We start from the raw sequence: 20028 nt of genomic DNA on the forward strand, positions 1-20028 counted from the left end.
GTGGCAACGGCGGTACGGGGATTGGCATCAGCAACACTGGCAGTCTGAATGCCGGGGACGGAAATGACACTATCACCGGTAACGGTACTGGCGGCAACGACATTAGTATTTATTATGGCGGCGATGGCGGTACTGGAACTGGCATCGCTAACAGTGGCAGTCTGAATGCCGGGGACGGAAATAACACGATCGCTGGCACAGGTATTGGCGGCAACGGCGGTAACGGTGACTACTATATCGGCAATAGTGGTACTGGTATTGGCATCCAGAACATTAAAAATACCACCATCATTACAGGGTGTGGCAACGACACGATTACAGGTTATGGGAATAGCTCAGGAAAAAACGCCACCGCTTATGGCATCTTTAATGATGGAGTCATTAATACTGGTAATGGTCGTGACATTCTTACTGGTCAGGCGACAGTAACAATTGGTGATACTGCCTATGGCATTTATGGACAGGGAACCATCAAGACTGGCAATGGCAATGATGACATTATTGCCACCAGTACCATAGATACAGTTCAACAGAAAGTCACTATCGGTGGTGGGAACAACATTGATCTAGGGAATGGGAATGACTACTTTAAAGGTTTTGGTGTTGCAACTGTTGATGGCGGGTGCGGCTGGGATACCCTTGACCTCAGTACCTTCAATCGTTCTGAACTCACCATTTCAGGTGTGATTTCAGGCAATGCCCTTAATCCTGCTAACATTACCTTCAATAACAATGGAAATCTCAGTCTCATGTCCACGGCTGGGTTTGAGAATTTTATTTTTGCAGATGGCTCTTTCTCCTACAGCGCTTTGACCTAAAACTAAAATTATTTCCATCTCAGCAACTTTCAGCTTTTTTAGACTGGGATGAAAGTTGCTTTGACGCACTCTAACGCTCTTTCATCACTTTAATGGATGAAAGAAAAATCAAAGCCAAAAAAGAATTAGAACTTTATACTTGAAATTATCAGGGATTTCCAAGAAATAAATTACCAACCATAGAAACGCAGAGAACACAGACAGAGGAAAAATAGAGAGGATTTTTGGTCAGTTTTGGGATATTTTTTTTTGGAAGTTGCTAATTATGTTATCGCTTGATTAAAAACTGCCAAAAATATCACAATTTGGGAAAATAATAAAGTAAGTCGAATATTGTACGACTGACCCAAATTCTTCTAGGAAAATATGACTTATCCTTTCCTTGAACGCCTGCGTAGTCCAGATAGCCCAGTCCTCGTCTTCGACGGGGCGATGGGAACCAACTTACAAACCCAAAACCTGACTGCTGAAGACTTCGGCGGCCCACAGTATGAAGGTTGTAACGAATACTTAGTCCACACGAAACCCGAAGCAGTCGCTAAGGTTCACCGTGACTTTCTCGCTGCTGGTGCTGATGTGATTGAAACAGATACCTTTGGCAGTACGTCCCTGGTGCTGGCAGAATATGACTTGGCAGACCAAGCCTACTACCTCAGCAAGACAGCCGCAGAATTAGCCAAGCGTGTGGCGGCGGAATTTTCCACGCCAGAAAAACCCCGGTTTGTGGCAGGTTCCATCGGTCCGACAACTAAACTCCCTACCTTGGGACATATTGACTTTGACACCATGAAAGCGACTTTTGCTGAACAAGCAGAAGCGCTATGGGATGGTGGTGTCGATTTATTTCTGGTGGAAACTTGCCAAGATGTGCTGCAAATTAAAGCGGCGCTGAATGGAATTGAAGAAGTGTTTGCCAAAAAAGGCGATCGCCGTCCGTTGATGGTGTCTGTGACAATGGAAAGCATGGGCACAATGTTGGTTGGTTCAGAAATCAGCGCTGTGTTGACAATTCTAGAACCTTACCCAATAGATATTCTTGGTCTAAACTGCGCCACAGGCCCAGACTTGATGAAACCACATATCAAGTATTTGGCAGAACATTCACCTTTCATCGTTTCCTGTATTCCCAACGCGGGTTTACCTGAGAACGTTGGTGGTCAAGCGCACTACCGCCTGACACCGTTGGAATTACGGATGTCGCTGATGCACTTTGTTGAAGATTTGGGTGTCCAAGTGATTGGGGGTTGCTGTGGGACGCGTCCAGAACACATTCAACAATTGGCAGAAGTTGCTAAAGGTCTGAAGCCAAAAGTTAGACATCCTAGCTTAGAACCAGCAGCAGCATCAATTTACACCACTCAGTCATACGACCAAGATAATTCCTTCCTGATTGTTGGCGAACGTCTTAACGCCAGTGGTTCCAAGAAGTGCCGCGATTTGCTAAACGCCGAAGATTGGGATGGACTGGTTTCAATGGCAAGGGCGCAAGTAAAAGAAGGCGCACACATCCTCGATGTCAACGTCGATTATGTGGGACGCGACGGCGTGCGGGATATGCACGAATTAGTTTCGCGCATTGTTAATAACGTGACATTGCCTTTAATGCTTGACTCCACCGAATGGGAAAAGATGGAGGCGGGTTTAAAGGTTGCCGGTGGTAAGTGTTTGCTGAACTCCACCAACTACGAAGATGGGGAACCGCGCTTTTTGAAAGTGCTGGAGTTAGCGAAAAAATACGGTGCTGGTGTAGTCATTGGTACTATCGATGAAGATGGGATGGCGCGGACAGCAGATAAAAAGTTTGCGATCGCACAGCGTGCCTACCGTCAAGCTGTAGAATATGGCATACCACCCACAGAAATATTCTTTGATACCCTGGCGTTACCCATTTCCACCGGGATTGAAGAAGACCGAGAAAACGGTAAAGCCACCATTGAATCTATCCGGCGGATTCGTCAAGAATTGCCTGGATGCCATGTAATTTTGGGTGTTTCCAATATTTCTTTTGGTTTGAATCCAGCCTCGCGGATGGTGCTGAACTCGGTGTTTTTGCACGAGGCGACGACGGCGGGAATGGATGCAGCCATTGTCAGCGCTAACAAAATTTTACCGCTATCGAAGATTGAGGCACGTCATCAAGAAATCTGTCGCCAGTTGATTTATGATGAGCGGAAGTTTGAGGGTAATGCTTGCGTTTACGATCCCTTGGGAGAGCTTACCACAGCGTTTGCCGGGGTGACAACTAAGCGCGATCGCTCCTTAGATGAAAGTCTCCCCATCCCAGAACGTCTAAAACGCCACATCATCGACGGCGAACGCATTGGCTTAGAAGAACATCTTAAAAAAGCCTTAGAAGAACATCCCCCCTTAGAAATTATCAACACCTTCTTGCTAGATGGCATGAAAGTTGTCGGGGAATTATTCGGTTCTGGACAAATGCAGCTACCCTTCGTCTTGCAATCTGCGGAAACCATGAAAGCGGCTGTTGCGTTTCTAGAACCGTTCATGGAAAAATCAGAATCAGGTAATAATGCCAAAGGAACCTTTATCATTGCCACAGTCAAAGGCGATGTCCACGACATTGGTAAAAACTTGGTGGATATCATCTTGTCCAACAATGGCTACAAGGTGATTAACCTGGGAATTAAGCAGCCGGTAGAAAACATCATCAACGCTTACGAACAGAACAAAGCTGATTGTATTGCCATGAGTGGTTTGCTGGTAAAATCCACCGCCTTCATGAAAGAGAACTTGGAGGTATTCAATGAAAAGGGAATTAGTGTCCCTGTGATTTTAGGTGGTGCGGCGCTGACTCCCAAATTTGTGCATGAAGATTGCCAAAAAACCTATAAAGGTAAAGTTGTGTATGGCAAAGATGCCTTTTCTGACTTGCACTTCATGGATAAATTAATGCCAGCAAAGGCTACTGGTAACTGGGAAGATTTGCAGGGATTTTTGAACGAAGTCGAAACTGCTGAAGTTTCGACAAATGGTCAAAAAGAACTAAAAGCTACAACTGATGATGAAACAACATCTGCTGAACCAAAAGAAGTAGATACGAGACGTTCTGATGCTGTAGCTATAGATATTGAACGTCCCACGCCGCCTTTCTGGGGAACGCAATTATTGCAGCCTAGTGATATTCCCATTGAGGAAATATTCTGGTACTTAGATTTACAAGCTTTAGTTGCTGGACAATGGCAATTCCGCAAACCAAAGGAACAATCTAAGGAAGAATATCAGGCTTTCTTGGCTGAGAAAGTATACCCAATTTTAGAAACTTGGAAACAGCGAATTATTGAAGAAAATCTGTTGCATCCCCAAGTGATTTACGGGTATTTCCCTTGTCAAGCCGAGGGAAATTCTCTACATATATATGATTCAAAGAACCAATTACAAGAGGTTGCAACTTTTGAATTCCCCAGACAGAAGTCTTTAAGGCGGCTGTGCATAGCAGATTTCTTTGCACCGAAGGAGTCAGGAATTATTGATGTATTCCCCATGCAAGCGGTGACTGTAGGGGAAATTGCCACAGAGTTTGCCCAAAAGCTGTTTGCAGCTAATCAATACACCGATTATCTGTATTTCCACGGCATGGCAGTGCAGGTGGCAGAGGCTGTGGCTGAATGGACACACGCCAGAATTCGCCGGGAGTTAGGTTTTGCTGCTGAGGAACCCGACAATATTCGGGATATATTAGCACAACGCTATCGTGGCTCACGGTATAGTTTTGGGTATCCGGCTTGTCCAAATATTCAAGACCAATACAAGCAACTGGAGTTATTGCAGACTGACAGGATTAACTTGTATATGGATGAAAGTGAACAACTTTATCCAGAACAGTCTACCACTGCGATTATTGCTTACCACCCATTAGCAAAATACTTTAGCGCGTAGAATCTTACCCATTGAACCCTCATCTCACTTCTGGCGAGGGTTCAAGGGGTAGGGAAATCCGAATAAGAAAATGGGGGCAAACAACGCTAAAAAAACGTGCGATCGCCTAAGCTATGCTTTTAAAATCCTAATTGGTATCATGCGCTTCTGTGTTCTCCGGGTTTATCCTGGAAAACAGAAGGTGAGGCTGTATTAACCACTATCATCATTTCAGATACTAACATCGAAGAATTACCAATTATGCTAGAACAAGGCACTATCAGTATTCATACTGAGAATATTTTCCCGATCATTAAGAAATCGCTTTACTCAGATCACCAAATCTTCTTGCGGGAACTCGTATCCAACGCTGTAGACGCTATCCAAAAGCTGAAAATGGTATCCCGCGCCGGAGACTACGCTGGAGATATCGGCGAACCAGAAATTGAAATTGCCATTGACAAAGATAAGAAAACTCTCTCCATCTCCGATAACGGTATCGGGATGACCGCAGATGAAGTTAAGAAATATATCAATCAGGTTGCCTTCTCTAGTGCTGAAGAATTTATTCATAAATATGAAGGCAAATCAGATCAACCGATAATTGGCCACTTCGGTCTTGGTTTTTACTCTTCCTTCATGGTGGCGCAAAAGGTAGAGATTGATACACTGTCATACCAAGAAGGAGCGCAGGCGGTTCACTGGACTTGCGATGGTTCCCCAGCTTTCACCCTAGAAGAATCGCCCCGGACAACTCGCGGCACTACTATTACTCTTAGCCTGCAAGGAGAAGAAGAGGAATTTTTAGAGGATGCACGAATTAAGAATCTTGTAAAGACCTACTGTGACTTCTTGCCAGTACCGATAAAACTGGAAGGCGAAGTATTAAATAAGCAAAAAGCACCGTGGCGAGAGTCTCCAAGTAACCTAAGTCAAGAAGATTATTTAGAGTTTTACCGCTACTTGTATCCTTTTCAGGAAGAACCTCTGTTGTGGGTACATTTAAATACAGACTATCCCTTTATTATCAACGGGATTCTGTATTTTCCCAAAATGAGGCCGGATGTAGATGTTACGAAAGGGCAAATCAAGCTATTTTGCAACCAAGTTTTTGTTAGCGACAACTGCGAGGAAATTATCCCGCAATTTCTGACTCCAATGCGGGGTGTGATTGATAGTACCGATATTCCTCTGAACGTATCGCGTAGTGCTTTGCAAGGCGATCGCACCGTGCGGAGAATCGGTGATTATATTGCCAAAAAAGTAGGCGATCGCCTCAAAGAACTTTTCCGCGACAACCGCGAACAATACATTAGCGCTTGGAAGGATCTTGGTACTTTTGTAAAATTCGGCGTTCTCAACGATGAGAAATTCAAAAAACAAATCGAAGATATCATCGTCTTCCGTACCACCGCCAAGCTGACAGAAAAAGTTGCTGCTGAAACTCCAGTCGTTGAAGTACAGTCTTCAGAAGGGGATGCTTGGCAAGATGTCACTCCTTCACCCAGTTCTGACTCAACACCCAGCGCTCCTTACACCACACTCAAAGAGTATCTAGAACGCAACAAAGAACGTAACGAAAACCGGGTTTTCTACAGCACGGATGAAGCAACTCAAGCTACCTATATAGAACTGCACAACAATCAAGGTTTGGAAGTCCTGTTTATGGACTCCTTCATCGACACCCACTTTATCAACTTCCTAGAGCGGGAATATCAGGATGTCAAATTTACACGGGTGGATTCTGACTTAGATAATACTCTGCTGGAACAAGACAAAGCTACGGAAATTGTTGATCCCAAGACAAACAAAACTCGGAGTGAGACGATCAAAGAGTTATTTGAGAAATCTCTCAACAAACCCAAACTCAATATCCGCACCGAAGCTTTAAAATCAGACGATCCTCATGGTACACCACCTGCGATCGTGCTTCTACCAGAGATTCTCCGCCGTATGCGGGAAATGAACGCCATGATGCAGCAGCAGTCAGCAGAGTTTCCCGAAGATCACGTTTTGCTGGTGAATACTGCTCATCCGTTGATTCAAAATCTGGCAAATCTTAACCAAGGTAGTATTATTCAAGGAGACGGTCAATCGCCTACAGATCAGTTAGTGAACTTGATTTGCCAACACGTTTACGATTTAGCGCTGATGTCTCAGAAAGGATTTGACGCTGACGGAATGAAATCTTTCGTAGAGCGATCAAATGAGGTACTCACCAAGCTGACGGAACAAGCTAGTAAGTAAGAATAGTTAGGAGTTAGGAGTTAGGAGTTATTTCTCACCCCTGCTCCCTCATCTCCCCACTCTCTACTCCCCACTTCTGTTGCCTAAGACCTAAAATGGAAAGGCTGTATTAAAATAACAATCTGGAGATACTTGCTATGTCGCGTCGCTGTGAACTAACTGGTAAGAAGGCAAATAACGCCTTTGCTGTTTCCCACTCCCACCGCCGTACTAAACGCCTTCAGCACGCTAATCTGCAAAGCAAGCGTGTTTGGTGGGAAGCTGGAAATCGTTGGGTGAAGTTAAAGCTGTCTACCAAAGCAATCAAAACCCTACAAATTAATGGGTTAGAAGCAATGGCAAAAGAAGCTGGCATTAACCTAAATCATTACTAATTGACACTCCCACGGCTTGAAGCCGTGGGATTCTTGGTTCACCGAGCCGACTTGTCTTAACGTTACCAGATCAAAATATAGAGGTCGAAGTTAGGCAGATATCTACCTAAAATTAATTACAAATTACGTTAGCGTAGCGGTAGCGACGTAGGAGCGTCATTACAAATTATTTATTCATTCATTGCTATTGTATCTGCTTTTTTACCCAAAGACGAAAAGCCTTGAGCGTTGCATTTCTGCCTGCTGTTGTACTTTGGTCAAGATATTTGGGAATCGTTTCAATTAATGGGAATACAGGAAAATTTAGGCTTTGCTGAGACTCTACATAATGGCCATCTTGCAGAACATTAATTTGGAGCTTTCCTTTATCAAAACGCCAAAGCTCAGGTATTTTTAAAGCTTCATAAATATTAGGATGAGTGCGAGAAGTAATATCAATTTATAGAGCTAAATCTGGAGGGAGGTCTATTGTTAAATCTAGTCGCTTTTTGCCACGAATCTTGGATTCATTTTTTATATAGAAACACTGGTCAGGTTCTATACCTTGAGCCATTACTTGATTTTTGAAAGTGGTAGAACCAAGGCTGATAAACTCAGTATTTAGCTCTTCCAAAAGGGCTTTTACTAAATCACCAATAATTTCTTTGTCATATTCATGTTCTGGCAGTGGTGCCATAATCTCCAGTATTCCCCTGTCATAAGCAATTCGTGCAGCACGGTGTTCACCTAAATCCTCTAGAATTGCTTCCAATTCCTGCCAGGTTACATCTCGCAGTAACACCCTTTGTCCTGGTGGAACATGGATGCGCTTTAATTCCAACAACATCATTTCCACTCCCAGTAGCTCAAACCTAAATTTAGCTTACTTCAGTTAACTAATGCGCTGCGACAATTTTTTGCTGCTTCATCACTAAATTGTCGGATGCTTGGACACGCAGCAGTTTGTCGTCGGATCTCGCCTGCTTAAAAACTCTTTATTAAAGTGTATGGGGCGATCGCTCCTAGAAAAGTGTAATTTAAAAAAAAACCTCTGGAAACTCCAGAGGCTTTGGTTCCTGATTTAGTTTCTATTGCTTACTACAATTTGTCCTTAGTCATTTCCCGATAATGAAGGAAATTATCACAAGTACTCATAACATCACGGTGATTATTAGGAAATCTAGAGGAGGATACCTTGTTAATAGCGCAAATTAATTCTTCACCTGTGGCTGCGAACCAGGAATCGTTACATCTATTGGTGTCACCTTTGCTGCTAGCTGCGTTAATGGCGGTTGAATAGCGGTTTGATTCCCCACCACTAGAGTCACTATCTTTTCTGGCTTAAGGTATTCTCGTGCGACTCGTTGCACATCAGCAGATGTGGTAGCGGCGACGGCTTTTTGATAGCGAAAAAGAAAATCAGCAGGATAGCCGTAATATTCGTATCGTATCAACCGTGATAAGGTTTGGCTGGGGTCTTGAAAGTTAAATACAAAGGAGTTGAGTGTAGACTCTTTGGCAAAAGCTAGTTCTTTTGCTGTAACTCTTTGAGTTTGGATGCGCTTGATTTCATCTTGTAAGGCTTTGACAAACTGGACGGTAGCATCCGATCGCGTTTGTCCACCAGCAATAAACATGCCAGGATAGTCGAAACGGGGACTCCACTCGCCATAAACAGAGTAAGCTAAACCTTGACGCGATCGCACTTCATTAAATAAGCGTCCACCAAATCCATTTAACACTCCATTCAATACATCGAGTGCCGGATAATCAGGATTGTCAAACCGTCCACCTAAATGGCCGATAAGCACACTACTTTGTGTTAATTGTGGCTGATTGACAAAAAAGACTCCACCTGTATTAGCTGGCGAAACGTTTGGTAATTTGGGTTTAGCAATACCTGGGTTGCGGTTCCAGTCGCCAAAATTAGCTTGAATGAGCGATCGCATTTTTTTGGAATCAAAATCCCCCACAATCCCCAGAATCATATTATTGGGATGGAAATATTGCTGATAAAACTTGAGCAAATCCTCACGCTCAACCTGATCCACCGTTGCATACTCTATGGTGCGAGAGTATGGACTATCTTTTCCATAGATCAATTTCTTAAATTCTCGACTAGCAATACTATCTGGATTGTCATTGCGACGGGCAATGCCACCCTTAGCTTGTGTCTTAGCCAAGTCTAGCTTTTCTTGAGCAAATACTGGCGATCGCAGCACCTCGGTAAACAGCCCAAACACCGTTTCTAAATCTTCACTCAAAGCGTCAAAGCTAGCACTACCAGAAGCTTCACCAATACTAGCTTCCACAGATGCCGCCCGTTGTTCCAATATCTCGTTGAGTTCATCAGGCGAATGCTTCTTAGTTCCTCCAGTTCGCATCACCGCACCTGTAAAACCAGCTAAACCAACTTTTTGTTGTGGTTCAAAGCGATTTCCTGTCCGCACAAACGCCGTCCCATTCACTAACGGCAATTCGTGATCCTCCATCAAATAGACAACCAAGCCGTTTTGGAGAACAAACCTCTCATACTTGGGTAACTTAATCTCAGGTAGCGGTGGCAACTGCAATTCAGTATAATGCTTTGCCTCAGCCGTCGCCGCCAGAGAAAAATTACAAGTTAGAAGTAAACACGCAAAAACACCAACCAAAGCATAAATAAGCCCCTTCCCATTTTGAATTTTGAATTTTGTTAGCGCAGCGTTAGCGAGTCCGCGAGCGTCATTTTGAATTTTGAATTTTTTACCCTTCACCTTGTACCTCTGCATATCTCTCTTCCTTTGCGCCCTTTGCGCCCTTTGCGGTAGCCGCTTTGCGTCTACGTTTTCATCCTTCTTTCGACAACAGCTTCCCAACCGTGCGGTTTTTTGGCGTAAACGTCTCCTTTGCTACCCGCACAATATCAGCCGTTGTTACTGCCGAAATATCATCCAACTGCTTAAATAAATTCCGCCAAGAGCCAGTTTTCACCTCATATTCCAACAATTGTTGAGCCATCCCCATATTTGAATCGAGGGTACGTAACAAACCCGCCCGTGCTTGGGTTTTCACCCGTTCCAAATCAACCGTCGCTACAGGCTCAGTTTTTAATTTGTCGATTTCTTGGCGCAAAGCCACCGCCAACTCATCAACCGTATGACCAGGAGCCGTGAGAGCATAGAATAACATCATGTTTGAGTATTTATCCCCAGGAAATCCGCTAAAACCTTGGGCATTGAGCGCCAAACGTTGCTTTTCTACCAAAGACTTATACAACCGCGACGTGCGTCCATCACTTAATAAACTGCCAATGATTTCATAGACTGCATTATCTGGATGGGTAATTGCCGGACGATGATAACCTTCTAAATACCAGGGTTGAGAAGGTAGCTGTAAAGTAACTTCCCGTGTTTGTTGTTGTGACGGTTCCACCGGGATTTCTTCAACAGCTTTGGTTTTTGCTTGATAGCGGCCAAAATAAGTTTGCGCCAGTTTTTTTACCTCAGCCGGGTTAATATCTCCGACAATGGCAATAGTTAAATTACTTGGTACATAGTGAGTATCAAAAAACTTTTGGACATCTTCTGGTGTTAAATTGCGGATATCTTCGTCATAACCAATCACCGGACGTCTGTAAGGATGAACTTTATAAGCAGTATCAATAAATTTCTCTAACATCAGTCCAATGGGTGAATTTTCCACCCGCATCCGTCGCTCCTCTAAAATTACATCTTTTTCTTTATAAAACTCACGACGAATTACAGGATCGAGAAATCGTTCCGACTCCAGCGACATCCAAAGTTCCAGCTTATTGGCAGGAAAGCTGTAGAAATAACGGGTAGCTTCAGTTGAAGTATTGGCATTTAAACCTACACCTCCCGCTTGTTCGACAATTTGCCCCAATTCGTTTTGCTTGACAAGTTTCCCTGCTTGCGCTTCTACTTGCTTAAACTTAGCTTCTAACCGAGCAACCTCATCTTTTTTGCCATCGGCTTTCGCTGTTTTAATTTGAGCATCCAATCGTTCTAAGGTTTCTAATAGAGGTTTTTCTGCCTTGTAGTCTTCTGTACCAATGCGCGTTGTGCCTTTAAACGCCAAATGTTCTAAAAAGTGAGCTACACCAGTTTTGCCATCTGACTCATCCACTCCACCGACATTCGCATAAGTAATAAAAGAAACTACAGGTGCTTGATGTCGTTCCAAGACAATGAATTTTAGACCATTGTCGAGGCGAAACTCCGTTAACTCCTTGATAACTCGATTCAGATAAGGTTGGATCGAACTTTCAACTGTTGGAGTTTGAGTTTTTGTAGGTTGCAGCACTCTTTGGGGAGGGGGTGCGGTTTGAGTTTGAGCTAAAGCAATTTCTGGCAGCAATCCCCACCAGAAAACGATCAAAGCCAACAAAGCGACAAACAACCGCCGCAATATGACAAATACCTTATCTGACCAATCTAAAATCGTTCGATTGAGCGACTTGTGCCGAGCGGAGCCGAGGTAAGTCGAAGTCTCCAATCTAAAATTTAAAATTGACCGACTGATCTGGTTCATAAGCAAAAATTAAGATAAAGTTACACTACCCAAAAAACTAGGTATTCAGCAAAAAGACGTTAATCTTGTATTAAGTTTATTAGGCTTTTTTACTTGACGTTAGACAATAATGCTACAAATCGTGTTCCGCAAATTTCACCATAACTGTTATGCGAGTTTTTAATTCTTCCCCACCCTCAGAGGCTCAAACGCGCACCCGGATTTTGCAGGCAGCACAACGGTTGTTCGCCGCTCAGGGATTTGACGGCACTACCACCCGTGATTTAGCACAGGCGGCAGGTGTAGCTGAAGGGACTCTATTTCGTCATTTTGCCAATAAAAAGGCAATTTTGGTGGAAGTAGCGACGAGTGGATGGGTGGAGATTCTTACAGATTTGCTGACAGAATTAAGTGAAATGGGCAGCTATAAAGCCGTAGCTCAGGTGATGCGTCGCCGAATGTGGAATTTCCAAAAAAATGCCGATTTAATGCGCGTTTGTTTTATGGAGGTGCAGTTTCACCCCGATTTACGCGATCGCATTCAATTAGAAGTCATTACCAAAATGTCCGATGTGGGCGAAGCATTTTTTCAAACAGCGATGGATAAAGGCATTTATCGCCAAATGGACGCCAAGCTGGTAGCCAAAGTTTTTTTAGGAATGTTTGCGATCGCAGGTTTTTCCAACAACACCCTTATGGAACCTGATGCCTCCCCTCAACAAATGCAGGAAATGGCAGAAGGACTTGCTGATATCTTCCTTAATGGTGTTTTATCCAAAGATTAAGGAATTGGGAATTGGAAATTGGACATTGGGCATTGCTTATTTCCCCTCTGCTTCCCCTGCTCCTCCTGCCTCCTCTGCTCCCTCATCCCTCACTCCCTATTCCCCATTCCCCACTATTTTCGCTTGTTGACTCCACTGTTGTACTAATTCAATCGCTGGACATAAATCTCGTCGCTGCATTGTTGTTACCTGCAAGCGCATAATTTGTTGGTGCAATCTGTGAGTGGGAGTTTGAGCTAACTGTGCAACTGAAGCAATACCTGCATGGAGCAATAAACCACAATATTGTATGCCTACACTGGGAATACGTGCTAAGTCAGCTAAAGCCATCCATTTATTTACATACTGAAGATGAATCTGTAGTTTATTTGCTAATGCTAGTCTTTTCTCTAGAGTTTTCCCTTGTTTGATTAGCGCTACTGTGCTAGGAATTCCACAATTGTGCAGTTGAGATTGTTCCTCGTGGCTTAGTCCAGGTAATTGCTCAATTGGCCAGTCACGAGATTGGATACGACTTTGATTATTTGTATTTTTAGCAGACATTCTTGAAATTAAAATATAGGCTTATTTAGATATTGTGACAGGAACAAGACGCGATCGCCTCGCATAGCCTCTGACGTTAAAATGGGCGTAAAATCTTTTCAATTTTGCTCGTCTACGGTGAATTGCAGGAAGTTTATGACCCCGATTCCGAAAAGCACAGCCCAGTTATATGAAACAGATTTTGTCGCATGGACAGAAAAAACTGTGCAACTCATTCGTGCTGGACAATTTGAAAAAAATGCTCAGTCAGAAGAATTATTATCGTCTGGCAAATCAAGAAACAAAAGATTTTAGATGGCTATTAGCTATTCTTGCGCCCCAGCTTTTTGCAGGCTCCGCACCACATTTTTATAACCATTAAATTCTGCAATCATTAAAGCAGTATAACCACCTCGGTTTTTCAAATTCACATCAGCCCCAGCTTGGAGTAACAACTGCACGATTTCGCCGTCACCTACTGAGGCAGCCCACATCAACGCTGTTGCTTTCGCTGAGTCTTGAAAATTCACATCTGCCCCATTTGCCAGCAACAAGTGTATTATCTCCGTGTGCTTGCGTTCGGTTGCCTTGATCAAAGCAGTTTTGCCATCATCGCTCGCAGTGTTGGCATCAGCACGATACTCTAGCAGCACTTTCACTGTTTCGATGTTTCTCTGTGATGCAGCCAGCGTCAAAGGTACTTCACCAAGGTTTTTCTCAGTAATATCTGCCCCGGAATGCAACAATGCTTCTACTATATGGCTGTGTCCCTGCAACGCTGCTACAAGCAGTGGCGTATCACCCAGGTGGTTCCTAATTTGGACATCTGCACCCCTGTTAAGCAACACTTGCACGACATCAATGTAGCCTTCCACAACGGCAAGGTGTAGGGCAGTTTCACCATCTTGGTCTTGAAGATTAATTTCAGCACCTCGATTTAGTAAAGCTGCTGCGATCGCACTATGTCCAGCAGCAGCTGCTGCCGATAGGGCAGTTCCACCATCGGCGTTTTTCACGTTCACATCAGCCCCGGCTGTTAGCAGTGCTTCCACAACCTCCAGATGTCCCAAATCTGCCGCTAATGTTAAGAGTGTCTCACCTTCCTCATCTCGGATATTGACATCGACACCAGTTTGGAGAATTGCTTGTAAAACTTCTATTTGTCCCTGCTTAATGGCGAGTTTCAAGGCAGTATCATCATCTTTATCTACGATATTCACCTTTGCACCAGCAGCCAATAAAACTCGCACTACATCGACATGACCTTTAACTACAGCTGCCATTAAAGCTGTGCTGCCATCTTCATTAATGGCATTAACATCAGCACCTTTAGATAGTAAAAGCTGCAAAATGTCAAGCTGTTTGGCACTAGCCGCCAACATCAAAACTGTCAAACCATAGAGTTTTCTGGGCAAGTTGATATTTGCCCCAGCATCTAATAGCGATCGCACAATTTCGGTATAGCCTAAATTGGCAGCAAACATTAACGCCGTCGTGCCTTGGCGATCGCACGCGTCCACCCTCGCACCAGCAGCCAGTAGGGCACTCAGATGCTTAATATCCCCGTTTTTAGCTGCTTGTAGCAGCAAAGTATCGTTGTTTTCAGTCATGGATGAGATCCCACACAGGGGGTTTTGTTCGTCTACCCTCAAAATTTAGTCTGAGATTGTTTATCCACTTTGGCAAGAGGTTTATGCAATTCAAAATTCACTCATTCTAAATTCAAATTCAATAAAAGCAGTCTTGGCAAACATTCTGGCTATTGGGTTGATGAAAATTCTTCTCTTTGTTAGTTTCTTTTAGTTTGTGCAACTTTAAGCACAGAAAATAGAATTATGCTAATTTTTATGAAGATTTTATAATTGGGCGAGAACACGATGAGTCTGGAACTTTCTGCGTCGGTGAAATATTGGCTAAATTTCTTTCATCCGGTGCTCATGTGGGCGCTATTAGTACTTTCAATTTATGCTGCCTACTTAGGGCTGCAAGTACAGCGTACCAGAAATGCTCAGGGGGAAGAAAAGAAAGAACTGATTAAAGGTAAATATAATGTCAGACACTACCAAATCGGGTCTATACTCCTAGCTTTGATGGTGGTAGGTGCAATTGGAGGGATGGGTGTCACTTACATCAATAATGGCAAGTTATTTGTCGCGCCTCACCTGCTTGCAGGACTGGGTATGACGGGTCTAATTGCATTTTCTGCTGCTTTGTCGCCTTATATGCAAAAAGGGGCAAATTGGGCGCGAGCAACTCACATTCTGGTGAATTTTACCCTTTTGGGACTTTTTGCTTGGCAGGCTGTCACCGGAGTGCAAATTGTCCAAAGAATTCTCACTAAAGCATAGTTAAGTAGTCCTTTGTCATTTGTCAAAAATTAATGACAAATGACAAATAATTGTTGACTCACCGCTTTTGCTTGGAATTAGCAGGAAAAGGTATTTCTAGATATTTATGAAAATCTTCTTGAACTTTGCGAGTTAAGCGGCGAGAGACTTGGCGGACAATTTGGTTAAGTAAGCGATCGCCTGTAGATTGAATTATAGACTTGGGTAATCGCTGAATAAACCTGGGAAAGTGCAAATCAACTATTAAATCCAATTCCCATTCAACTCTGGTAATCTCACCAATGCTAGTGGAAGTATCGTTTTCTATTAACTGTAGAGATGCCCGATAGTCTACGTCATAACCAGGCGGTTGGTAGTCAGGGATAGGGATTGTACGGATGCGGTAAATACCCTCGTCTGGAGGCAACAATTCCAAACCAATTTTAGGTTCTACATCATAACCAAAAGCACCAAAACGACCAATTACTAGAGCGTAGCCATTTTCCCCAAGTAATTGCACCTTCATGGGTTCAGCGCAACGCGAAAACCATGAGGCGTGATTATTAAGATACTCAGCAACCTTCTCTGCTGAGGCAGGCATTTCCATAAAATCTTGATAACGGCCGTAAAATTTCGTGACCGTCGCTACATTTGCTTCTATTAATGTGTCTTCGGCTGCTTCTTGGCTGGAGGCTACAGGTAAAACTGCTTCTGTTATTTCCCAGGATTTATATTCGCCGTTTGTTGAAAGCATAAATGGATTAATGTATATTTTAGCGTTCGTCTATATTAATAATTCCCCACGTTCCTAGGTCATTTCACACTAATATCCCATTTTTACCGAAACCTCATTAATCTACCATCAAGTCCATAGAATTACTAAAATAAAGAACTGAACAAGCACACAATAGTTTCCCAGGATAGCATTTCTCATGAAAGCATTTGTAGCAGGGGCAACGGGTGAAACAGGTCGCCGGATTGTGCAAGAGTTGATAGCGCGGAATATTCCCGTCCGGGCTTTAGTGCGGGATATAGAGAAAGCTAGGGGTATTCTCTCTCCTGAAGCCGAATTAGTGGTAGGCGACGTATTACAACCAGAAAATTTAACTGCTGTGTTGGGAGATAGCACAGTTCTGTTGGTTGCTACTGGTGCAAAACCTAGCTTTGACCCCACTGGCCCCTATAAAGTAGATTTTGAAGGGACTAAAAATTTAGTAGAAGCTGCTAAAGCAAAGGGAATTGAGCATTTTGTCTTAGTTTCTTCTTTGTGTACTTCGCAGTTATTCCATCCACTGAACTTGTTTTGGCTGATTTTAGTGTGGAAAAAGCAAGCTGAAGAGTATATCCAGAAAAGTGGTCTTACCTATACGATTGTGCGACCTGGTGGATTGAAGAATGAAGATAACTCCGATGCGATCGTGATGCAGAGTGCTGATACACTGTTTGACGGTAGTATACCCAGGCAAAAAGTCGCCCAAGTTGCTGTTGAGGCGCTGTTTGAAGCAGATGCACGCAATAAAATTGTCGAGATTGTTGCCAAACCGGAAGCTACTTCTAAAACTTTTGGGGAATTATTTGCTAACGTCGCGTAATCAACCAGTGGGGAGTTAGGAGTTAAAACTCTTATAGCGTGTCTTGCTTGGATACAACACGCGTGGGCACAGCATTGCTGTGCCCTTATGAACAGTCAGCCTCTATTGGAGTGAACTTTACTAAAATGAGCGCGTCAATCAATTTTGTGAGTAAAGAGAACAAATTTGAAGGAGTCCAACTCTGAAAGGCTTTGAATTCAAAGGTGTTGAAAAACTTATTGGGCCAATAGCCGCGCTTCTCGGCTTTGTGTATTTGTTGCAATGGTATATTGGAGACTTGCGATCGCCTTCTGATCCCATCTTTGCAGTTCAACAGCCGCCTTTGGTCATGAAAAAGGGCGACCCCTATATCCGCGCTTTAATGCGAACCATCTCGGCGAGTGAAGCAAGTGGTAATCGTCCTTATTCGCTGTTGTATGGTGGACAGCAAATCAACGATCTTAGCCGACATCCTGAGATATGCGTCACAATTGTCACAGGCCCCAACACAGGTAATTGTTCCACTGCTGCTGGCAGATATCAAATTATTAACATTACTTGGTATCGTTTAGCCCCCCGTTATCATCCAAAACCGATGCAGATGATGTTTTGGACTGCTTATAGTTTTGAAGCAGAATATCAAGATATAGTAGTTTATCGTTGGTTAAATGATTCTAAAGTTTGGGGAACTGATCTTTCTCAACTGTTGCGTCAAGGAAAGTTAAATGATGTTTTGCGGCGGCTCTCTCCCACCTGGACAAGTTTAGGATATGGTATAGAAACTAATTCTGTTAGTAGTTCTTTGCCTAAACTTTATCAGAAAATGTTGCAAGAAGAATTGACCGCAGCTAATCAACCAACAGCCCCGAATTTAACACCATCGCCAACTCCTTCTAGCAAGGCAGTGAATAAGTTACCGAGGAAGCAGTGAGGTTATCCTAATTTTGAACTTGCTGCATATAAAAAATCTTTGATATTTTCTACGAAAGCTAAGGTATTTTCAAAGTGAATATTATGTCCAGCATTATTAATTATTTTTAGTTGAGTAAATTCACCTAGTTGAGCCATTTTCGTATTAATAGATATAAATTTTTTATCATATTCACCCACTAATAAGAGCAGGGGAATTTTATTCTCTTGTAGCTTTTCCCACAAAGAAGGTTGGCATCCAGTTCCCATGAAGCGCAATGATTTATCTAATTCGTATGGATTATTCTGTAACCGACTTTCTATCATGCGTTCATATTCTGGATGATTTTTTATATAACCAAAAATTGGTTGATTGTACCAATTTGAAAGAAAAGCAGCAAAATCAGTTTGAATAATACTTCTGCTTAATTTTCTAGCTATTTGAGCATCACGTCTAACTCGTTCTAATCGTTCTGCTTCTGTTACTAAACCTGGGGTAGCTGATTCTAATACAACTTTAATAAAACGTTCTGGAAAATGTAGAGTTAGATAGAAAGCCAACCTTCCACCCATTGAATAACCAATTAAGTAGCATTTATCTATTTTTAATTCATCTAATAAATTGATTATTGCTTGAGCAGTGGGTTGTATTGTATAGTATTCATCACTTCCTAAAACTTGGGTTTTACCATGTCCGGGTAAATCAAGGCTGAGATAAGAAAAGTCTTCAGTTAGTATTTTTATAGCTTCATCGAATTCATTAATGTTTCCCATAAAGCCATGTAATAAAAGAATTATAGGTTTGTTTATATTAATATTTAAATAATAGTTAAATTTATATTTTAAAGTCATTGTTAAAGGAGATATATAAAGGCTAAGTTAATATGATTTTTTATTACCATTAAAGCAAAGCAGAAGATTTACAGATATTCATAAGATAAAAAAACTAATTAGTTTCAGAGGTTTTAGCATCGTTGACATAATAAGGAATAATTGCATCATTTTTAGGAAAACTATTATAAATAAAGTAGATAAGAAAGGGAATAGATATAGCTATCATAAAAACTCGTTGACTTAATAATGGTTGTATTGAAACTTGATATTTTTTATCGAAACAAATGCACTTTTTTCGATTTTTGATGTAATTAAATAGTATATAATATTTAATATCGTCACAATAGTATAGTATTATATAAAAAGTAAAATAGTAAATAAACTATTTAAATATTCCTTAAATAATCCCAGGCTAATCAATGGAACAAATTTTAAAGCAAGCCCTAGCAAAATTTGATTGAGAGCTTTTTCTTTATTCTTATTTTCCATACATTATGCTCAAACAATAACTACGCGTAGCTTGCCGCCGTAGGCATTGCATTTTCCATCCTTGGCAAGATAGGTAATGCCAAAACGTCCCTTTCTAATACACGTAAGACACTTGTGTTAATTTTGGCATAAATAACCCTTTGCCTGAGTCAATACACCAAATCTTGCATCTTTACAAAATGCTTTGTTGTGCTAGTTAATTTTTTATTTATTTTTTTAATTCTTAGGGTAAAAATCGATCTAAAGCAGCTTTTAACTGTTTAATTTCAACGTCAATATTACCCTCTTGTGCAGCTCTAGCAATACACTCAGTTAAATGTTCATCCAAAACAATTCGCGCTACCTTATCTAATGCGCCTCGTACTGCGGCAATTTGCAGTAGAACATCAGGGCAAGGGCTATTTTGCTGCACCATTGTTTTAATACCACGAACATGTCCTTCTATGCGCGATAATCGATTGGCAATTCGCCGTAATGACTCTTCGCTATGGACGTGAGGATGAGCCGATTCTCCAGCCTCATGAGTATGATCTGTATGCTCGTGGTCTGTATCGTGATGATGGTAATGTTCTGCTTGTTGGGATGTTGGCAAGGATTCCTTGTTTAATCGGTTTGATCCATTCATGGGTTATCAGAAGACTTGTAGTACTAAAATCCTAGCCTAATGCTTGTAGGGAGTGGGCAGTGGGCATGGGTAAGAGGACTTGGGGACAAGGTGAAAGACTTGTTCCCAATTCTCACTCAAGTCACCTTGTCCCCCCTATTCCCTACTCCCTACTCCCTAT

Annotated in this window: 15 protein-coding genes and 2 pseudogenes; 9 read left to right on the forward strand and 8 right to left on the reverse strand. The window is 42.3% G+C overall.

From position 1 onward, the window contains the following. The 4 genes and pseudogenes from ACFE90_RS00825 to rpmB form a co-directional block, all read left to right on the forward strand. A pseudogene (locus ACFE90_RS00825) lies at positions 1–818 on the forward strand (hypothetical protein); the annotation flags it as partial. A gap of 366 nt (positions 819–1184) precedes the next feature. After that, a complete protein-coding gene (gene metH, locus ACFE90_RS00830) occupies positions 1185–4715 on the forward strand; it encodes a methionine synthase (RefSeq protein ID WP_375496863.1) in 3531 nt (1176 codons plus the stop codon). A 240-nt stretch (positions 4716–4955) separates the two neighbouring features. Continuing rightward, positions 4956–6941, forward strand: coding sequence for a molecular chaperone HtpG (htpG, locus tag ACFE90_RS00835; RefSeq protein ID WP_375496865.1), 1986 nt, complete (start codon positions 4956–4958; stop codon positions 6939–6941). A gap of 137 nt (positions 6942–7078) precedes the next feature. After that, positions 7079–7315 carry a 50S ribosomal protein L28 gene (gene rpmB / locus ACFE90_RS00840; protein ID WP_109011633.1) on the forward strand — a complete coding sequence of 79 codons (237 nt, stop codon included), beginning with the start codon at positions 7079–7081 and terminating at the stop codon, positions 7313–7315. A gap of 184 nt (positions 7316–7499) precedes the next feature. Here rpmB and ACFE90_RS00845 read toward each other — a convergent pair. The 3 genes and pseudogenes from ACFE90_RS00845 to ACFE90_RS00855 all read right to left on the reverse strand — a co-directional run bounded on the left by ACFE90_RS00845 (position 7500) and on the right by ACFE90_RS00855 (position 11827). After that, positions 7500–8141 (reverse strand): annotated as a pseudogene (locus ACFE90_RS00845) (Uma2 family endonuclease). A gap of 364 nt (positions 8142–8505) precedes the next feature. Beyond that, positions 8506–10065: a M16 family metallopeptidase gene (locus ACFE90_RS00850; RefSeq protein WP_375496867.1), complete on the reverse strand. Its 1560-nt coding sequence runs from the start codon at positions 10063–10065 to the stop codon at positions 8506–8508. 58 nt (positions 10066–10123) lie between these two features. Beyond that, entirely contained in the window at positions 10124–11827 is a 1704-nt protein-coding gene (locus ACFE90_RS00855) for a M16 family metallopeptidase (RefSeq protein ID WP_375496869.1), read from the reverse strand. A 149-nt stretch (positions 11828–11976) separates the two neighbouring features. On the opposite strand from ACFE90_RS00855, the gene ACFE90_RS00860 reads away from it, so the two are divergent. Next, positions 11977–12591, forward strand: coding sequence for a TetR/AcrR family transcriptional regulator (locus ACFE90_RS00860; RefSeq protein ID WP_375496871.1), 615 nt, complete (start codon positions 11977–11979; stop codon positions 12589–12591). A gap of 96 nt (positions 12592–12687) precedes the next feature. Here ACFE90_RS00860 and ACFE90_RS00865 read toward each other — a convergent pair whose 3' ends face one another. After that, complete coding sequence (locus ACFE90_RS00865; protein WP_375496873.1) at positions 12688–13134, reverse strand: DUF4332 domain-containing protein; 447 nt, start codon at positions 13132–13134, stop codon at positions 12688–12690. 135 nt (positions 13135–13269) lie between these two features. Between ACFE90_RS00865 and ACFE90_RS00870 the strand changes: the two genes are divergently transcribed. Next, entirely contained in the window at positions 13270–13428 is a 159-nt protein-coding gene (locus tag ACFE90_RS00870) for a DUF29 family protein (protein WP_375496875.1), read from the forward strand. Between the two features lie 11 nt (positions 13429–13439). Here ACFE90_RS00870 and ACFE90_RS00875 read toward each other — a convergent pair whose 3' ends face one another. Beyond that, positions 13440–14723: an ankyrin repeat domain-containing protein gene (locus tag ACFE90_RS00875; RefSeq protein ID WP_375496877.1), complete on the reverse strand. Its 1284-nt coding sequence runs from the start codon at positions 14721–14723 to the stop codon at positions 13440–13442. Between the two features lie 267 nt (positions 14724–14990). Here ACFE90_RS00875 and ACFE90_RS00880 point away from each other — a divergent pair, with 267 nt between their 5' ends. Next, the gene (locus ACFE90_RS00880; protein ID WP_375496879.1) at positions 14991–15461 is read left to right on the forward strand and encodes a DUF4079 domain-containing protein; all 471 of its coding nucleotides are present in this window, start codon (positions 14991–14993) and stop codon (positions 15459–15461) included. A gap of 58 nt (positions 15462–15519) precedes the next feature. On the opposite strand, the gene ACFE90_RS00885 is transcribed toward ACFE90_RS00880, so the two are convergent. After that, a complete protein-coding gene (locus ACFE90_RS00885; protein WP_375496881.1) occupies positions 15520–16194 on the reverse strand; it encodes a DUF1997 domain-containing protein in 675 nt (224 codons plus the stop codon). A 178-nt stretch (positions 16195–16372) separates the two neighbouring features. Between ACFE90_RS00885 and ACFE90_RS00890 the strand changes: the two genes are divergently transcribed. Both ACFE90_RS00890 and ACFE90_RS00895 read left to right on the forward strand, forming a co-directional pair. Continuing rightward, positions 16373–17032: an NAD(P)H-binding protein gene (locus ACFE90_RS00890; protein ID WP_375496883.1), complete on the forward strand. Its 660-nt coding sequence runs from the start codon at positions 16373–16375 to the stop codon at positions 17030–17032. A 247-nt stretch (positions 17033–17279) separates the two neighbouring features. After that, positions 17280–17942 (forward strand): glycoside hydrolase, encoded by a 663-nt coding sequence (locus tag ACFE90_RS00895; protein WP_375496885.1) that lies wholly within the window; start codon positions 17280–17282, stop codon positions 17940–17942. 2 nt (positions 17943–17944) lie between these two features. Here ACFE90_RS00895 and menH read toward each other — a convergent pair whose 3' ends face one another. Beyond that, positions 17945–18772 carry a 2-succinyl-6-hydroxy-2,4-cyclohexadiene-1-carboxylate synthase gene (gene menH / locus ACFE90_RS00900; protein ID WP_375496887.1) on the reverse strand — a complete coding sequence of 276 codons (828 nt, stop codon included), beginning with the start codon at positions 18770–18772 and terminating at the stop codon, positions 17945–17947. A gap of 694 nt (positions 18773–19466) precedes the next feature. Beyond that, positions 19467–19868: a metal-sensing transcriptional repressor gene (locus ACFE90_RS00905; RefSeq protein ID WP_375496889.1), complete on the reverse strand. Its 402-nt coding sequence runs from the start codon at positions 19866–19868 to the stop codon at positions 19467–19469. Between the last annotated feature and the right edge of the window lie 160 nt (positions 19869–20028).

The organism is uncultured Nostoc sp., assembly GCF_964245445.1.
Taxonomy (GTDB): domain Bacteria; phylum Cyanobacteriota; class Cyanobacteriia; order Cyanobacteriales; family Nostocaceae; genus Nostoc.

What these genes read in the sequence shown, in the direction of transcription:
- metH (WP_375496863.1), top strand. Translation starts at nt 1,185, where the DNA reads ATGACTTATCCTTTCCTTGAACGCCTGCGTAGTCCAGATAGCCCAGTC.
- htpG (WP_375496865.1), top strand. Translation starts at nt 4,956, where the DNA reads ATGCTAGAACAAGGCACTATCAGTATTCATACTGAGAATATTTTCCCG.
- rpmB (WP_109011633.1), top strand. Translation starts at nt 7,079, where the DNA reads ATGTCGCGTCGCTGTGAACTAACTGGTAAGAAGGCAAATAACGCCTTT.
- ACFE90_RS00850 (WP_375496867.1), bottom strand. Translation starts at nt 10,065, where the DNA reads ATGCAGAGGTACAAGGTGAAGGGTAAAAAATTCAAAATTCAAAATGAC.
- ACFE90_RS00855 (WP_375496869.1), bottom strand. Translation starts at nt 11,827, where the DNA reads ATGAACCAGATCAGTCGGTCAATTTTAAATTTTAGATTGGAGACTTCG.
- ACFE90_RS00860 (WP_375496871.1), top strand. Translation starts at nt 11,977, where the DNA reads ATGCGAGTTTTTAATTCTTCCCCACCCTCAGAGGCTCAAACGCGCACC.
- ACFE90_RS00865 (WP_375496873.1), bottom strand. Translation starts at nt 13,134, where the DNA reads ATGTCTGCTAAAAATACAAATAATCAAAGTCGTATCCAATCTCGTGAC.
- ACFE90_RS00870 (WP_375496875.1), top strand. Translation starts at nt 13,270, where the DNA reads ATGACCCCGATTCCGAAAAGCACAGCCCAGTTATATGAAACAGATTTT.
- ACFE90_RS00875 (WP_375496877.1), bottom strand. Translation starts at nt 14,723, where the DNA reads ATGACTGAAAACAACGATACTTTGCTGCTACAAGCAGCTAAAAACGGG.
- ACFE90_RS00880 (WP_375496879.1), top strand. Translation starts at nt 14,991, where the DNA reads ATGAGTCTGGAACTTTCTGCGTCGGTGAAATATTGGCTAAATTTCTTT.
- ACFE90_RS00885 (WP_375496881.1), bottom strand. Translation starts at nt 16,194, where the DNA reads ATGCTTTCAACAAACGGCGAATATAAATCCTGGGAAATAACAGAAGCA.
- ACFE90_RS00890 (WP_375496883.1), top strand. Translation starts at nt 16,373, where the DNA reads ATGAAAGCATTTGTAGCAGGGGCAACGGGTGAAACAGGTCGCCGGATT.
- menH (WP_375496887.1), bottom strand. Translation starts at nt 18,772, where the DNA reads ATGACTTTAAAATATAAATTTAACTATTATTTAAATATTAATATAAAC.
- ACFE90_RS00905 (WP_375496889.1), bottom strand. Translation starts at nt 19,868, where the DNA reads ATGAATGGATCAAACCGATTAAACAAGGAATCCTTGCCAACATCCCAA.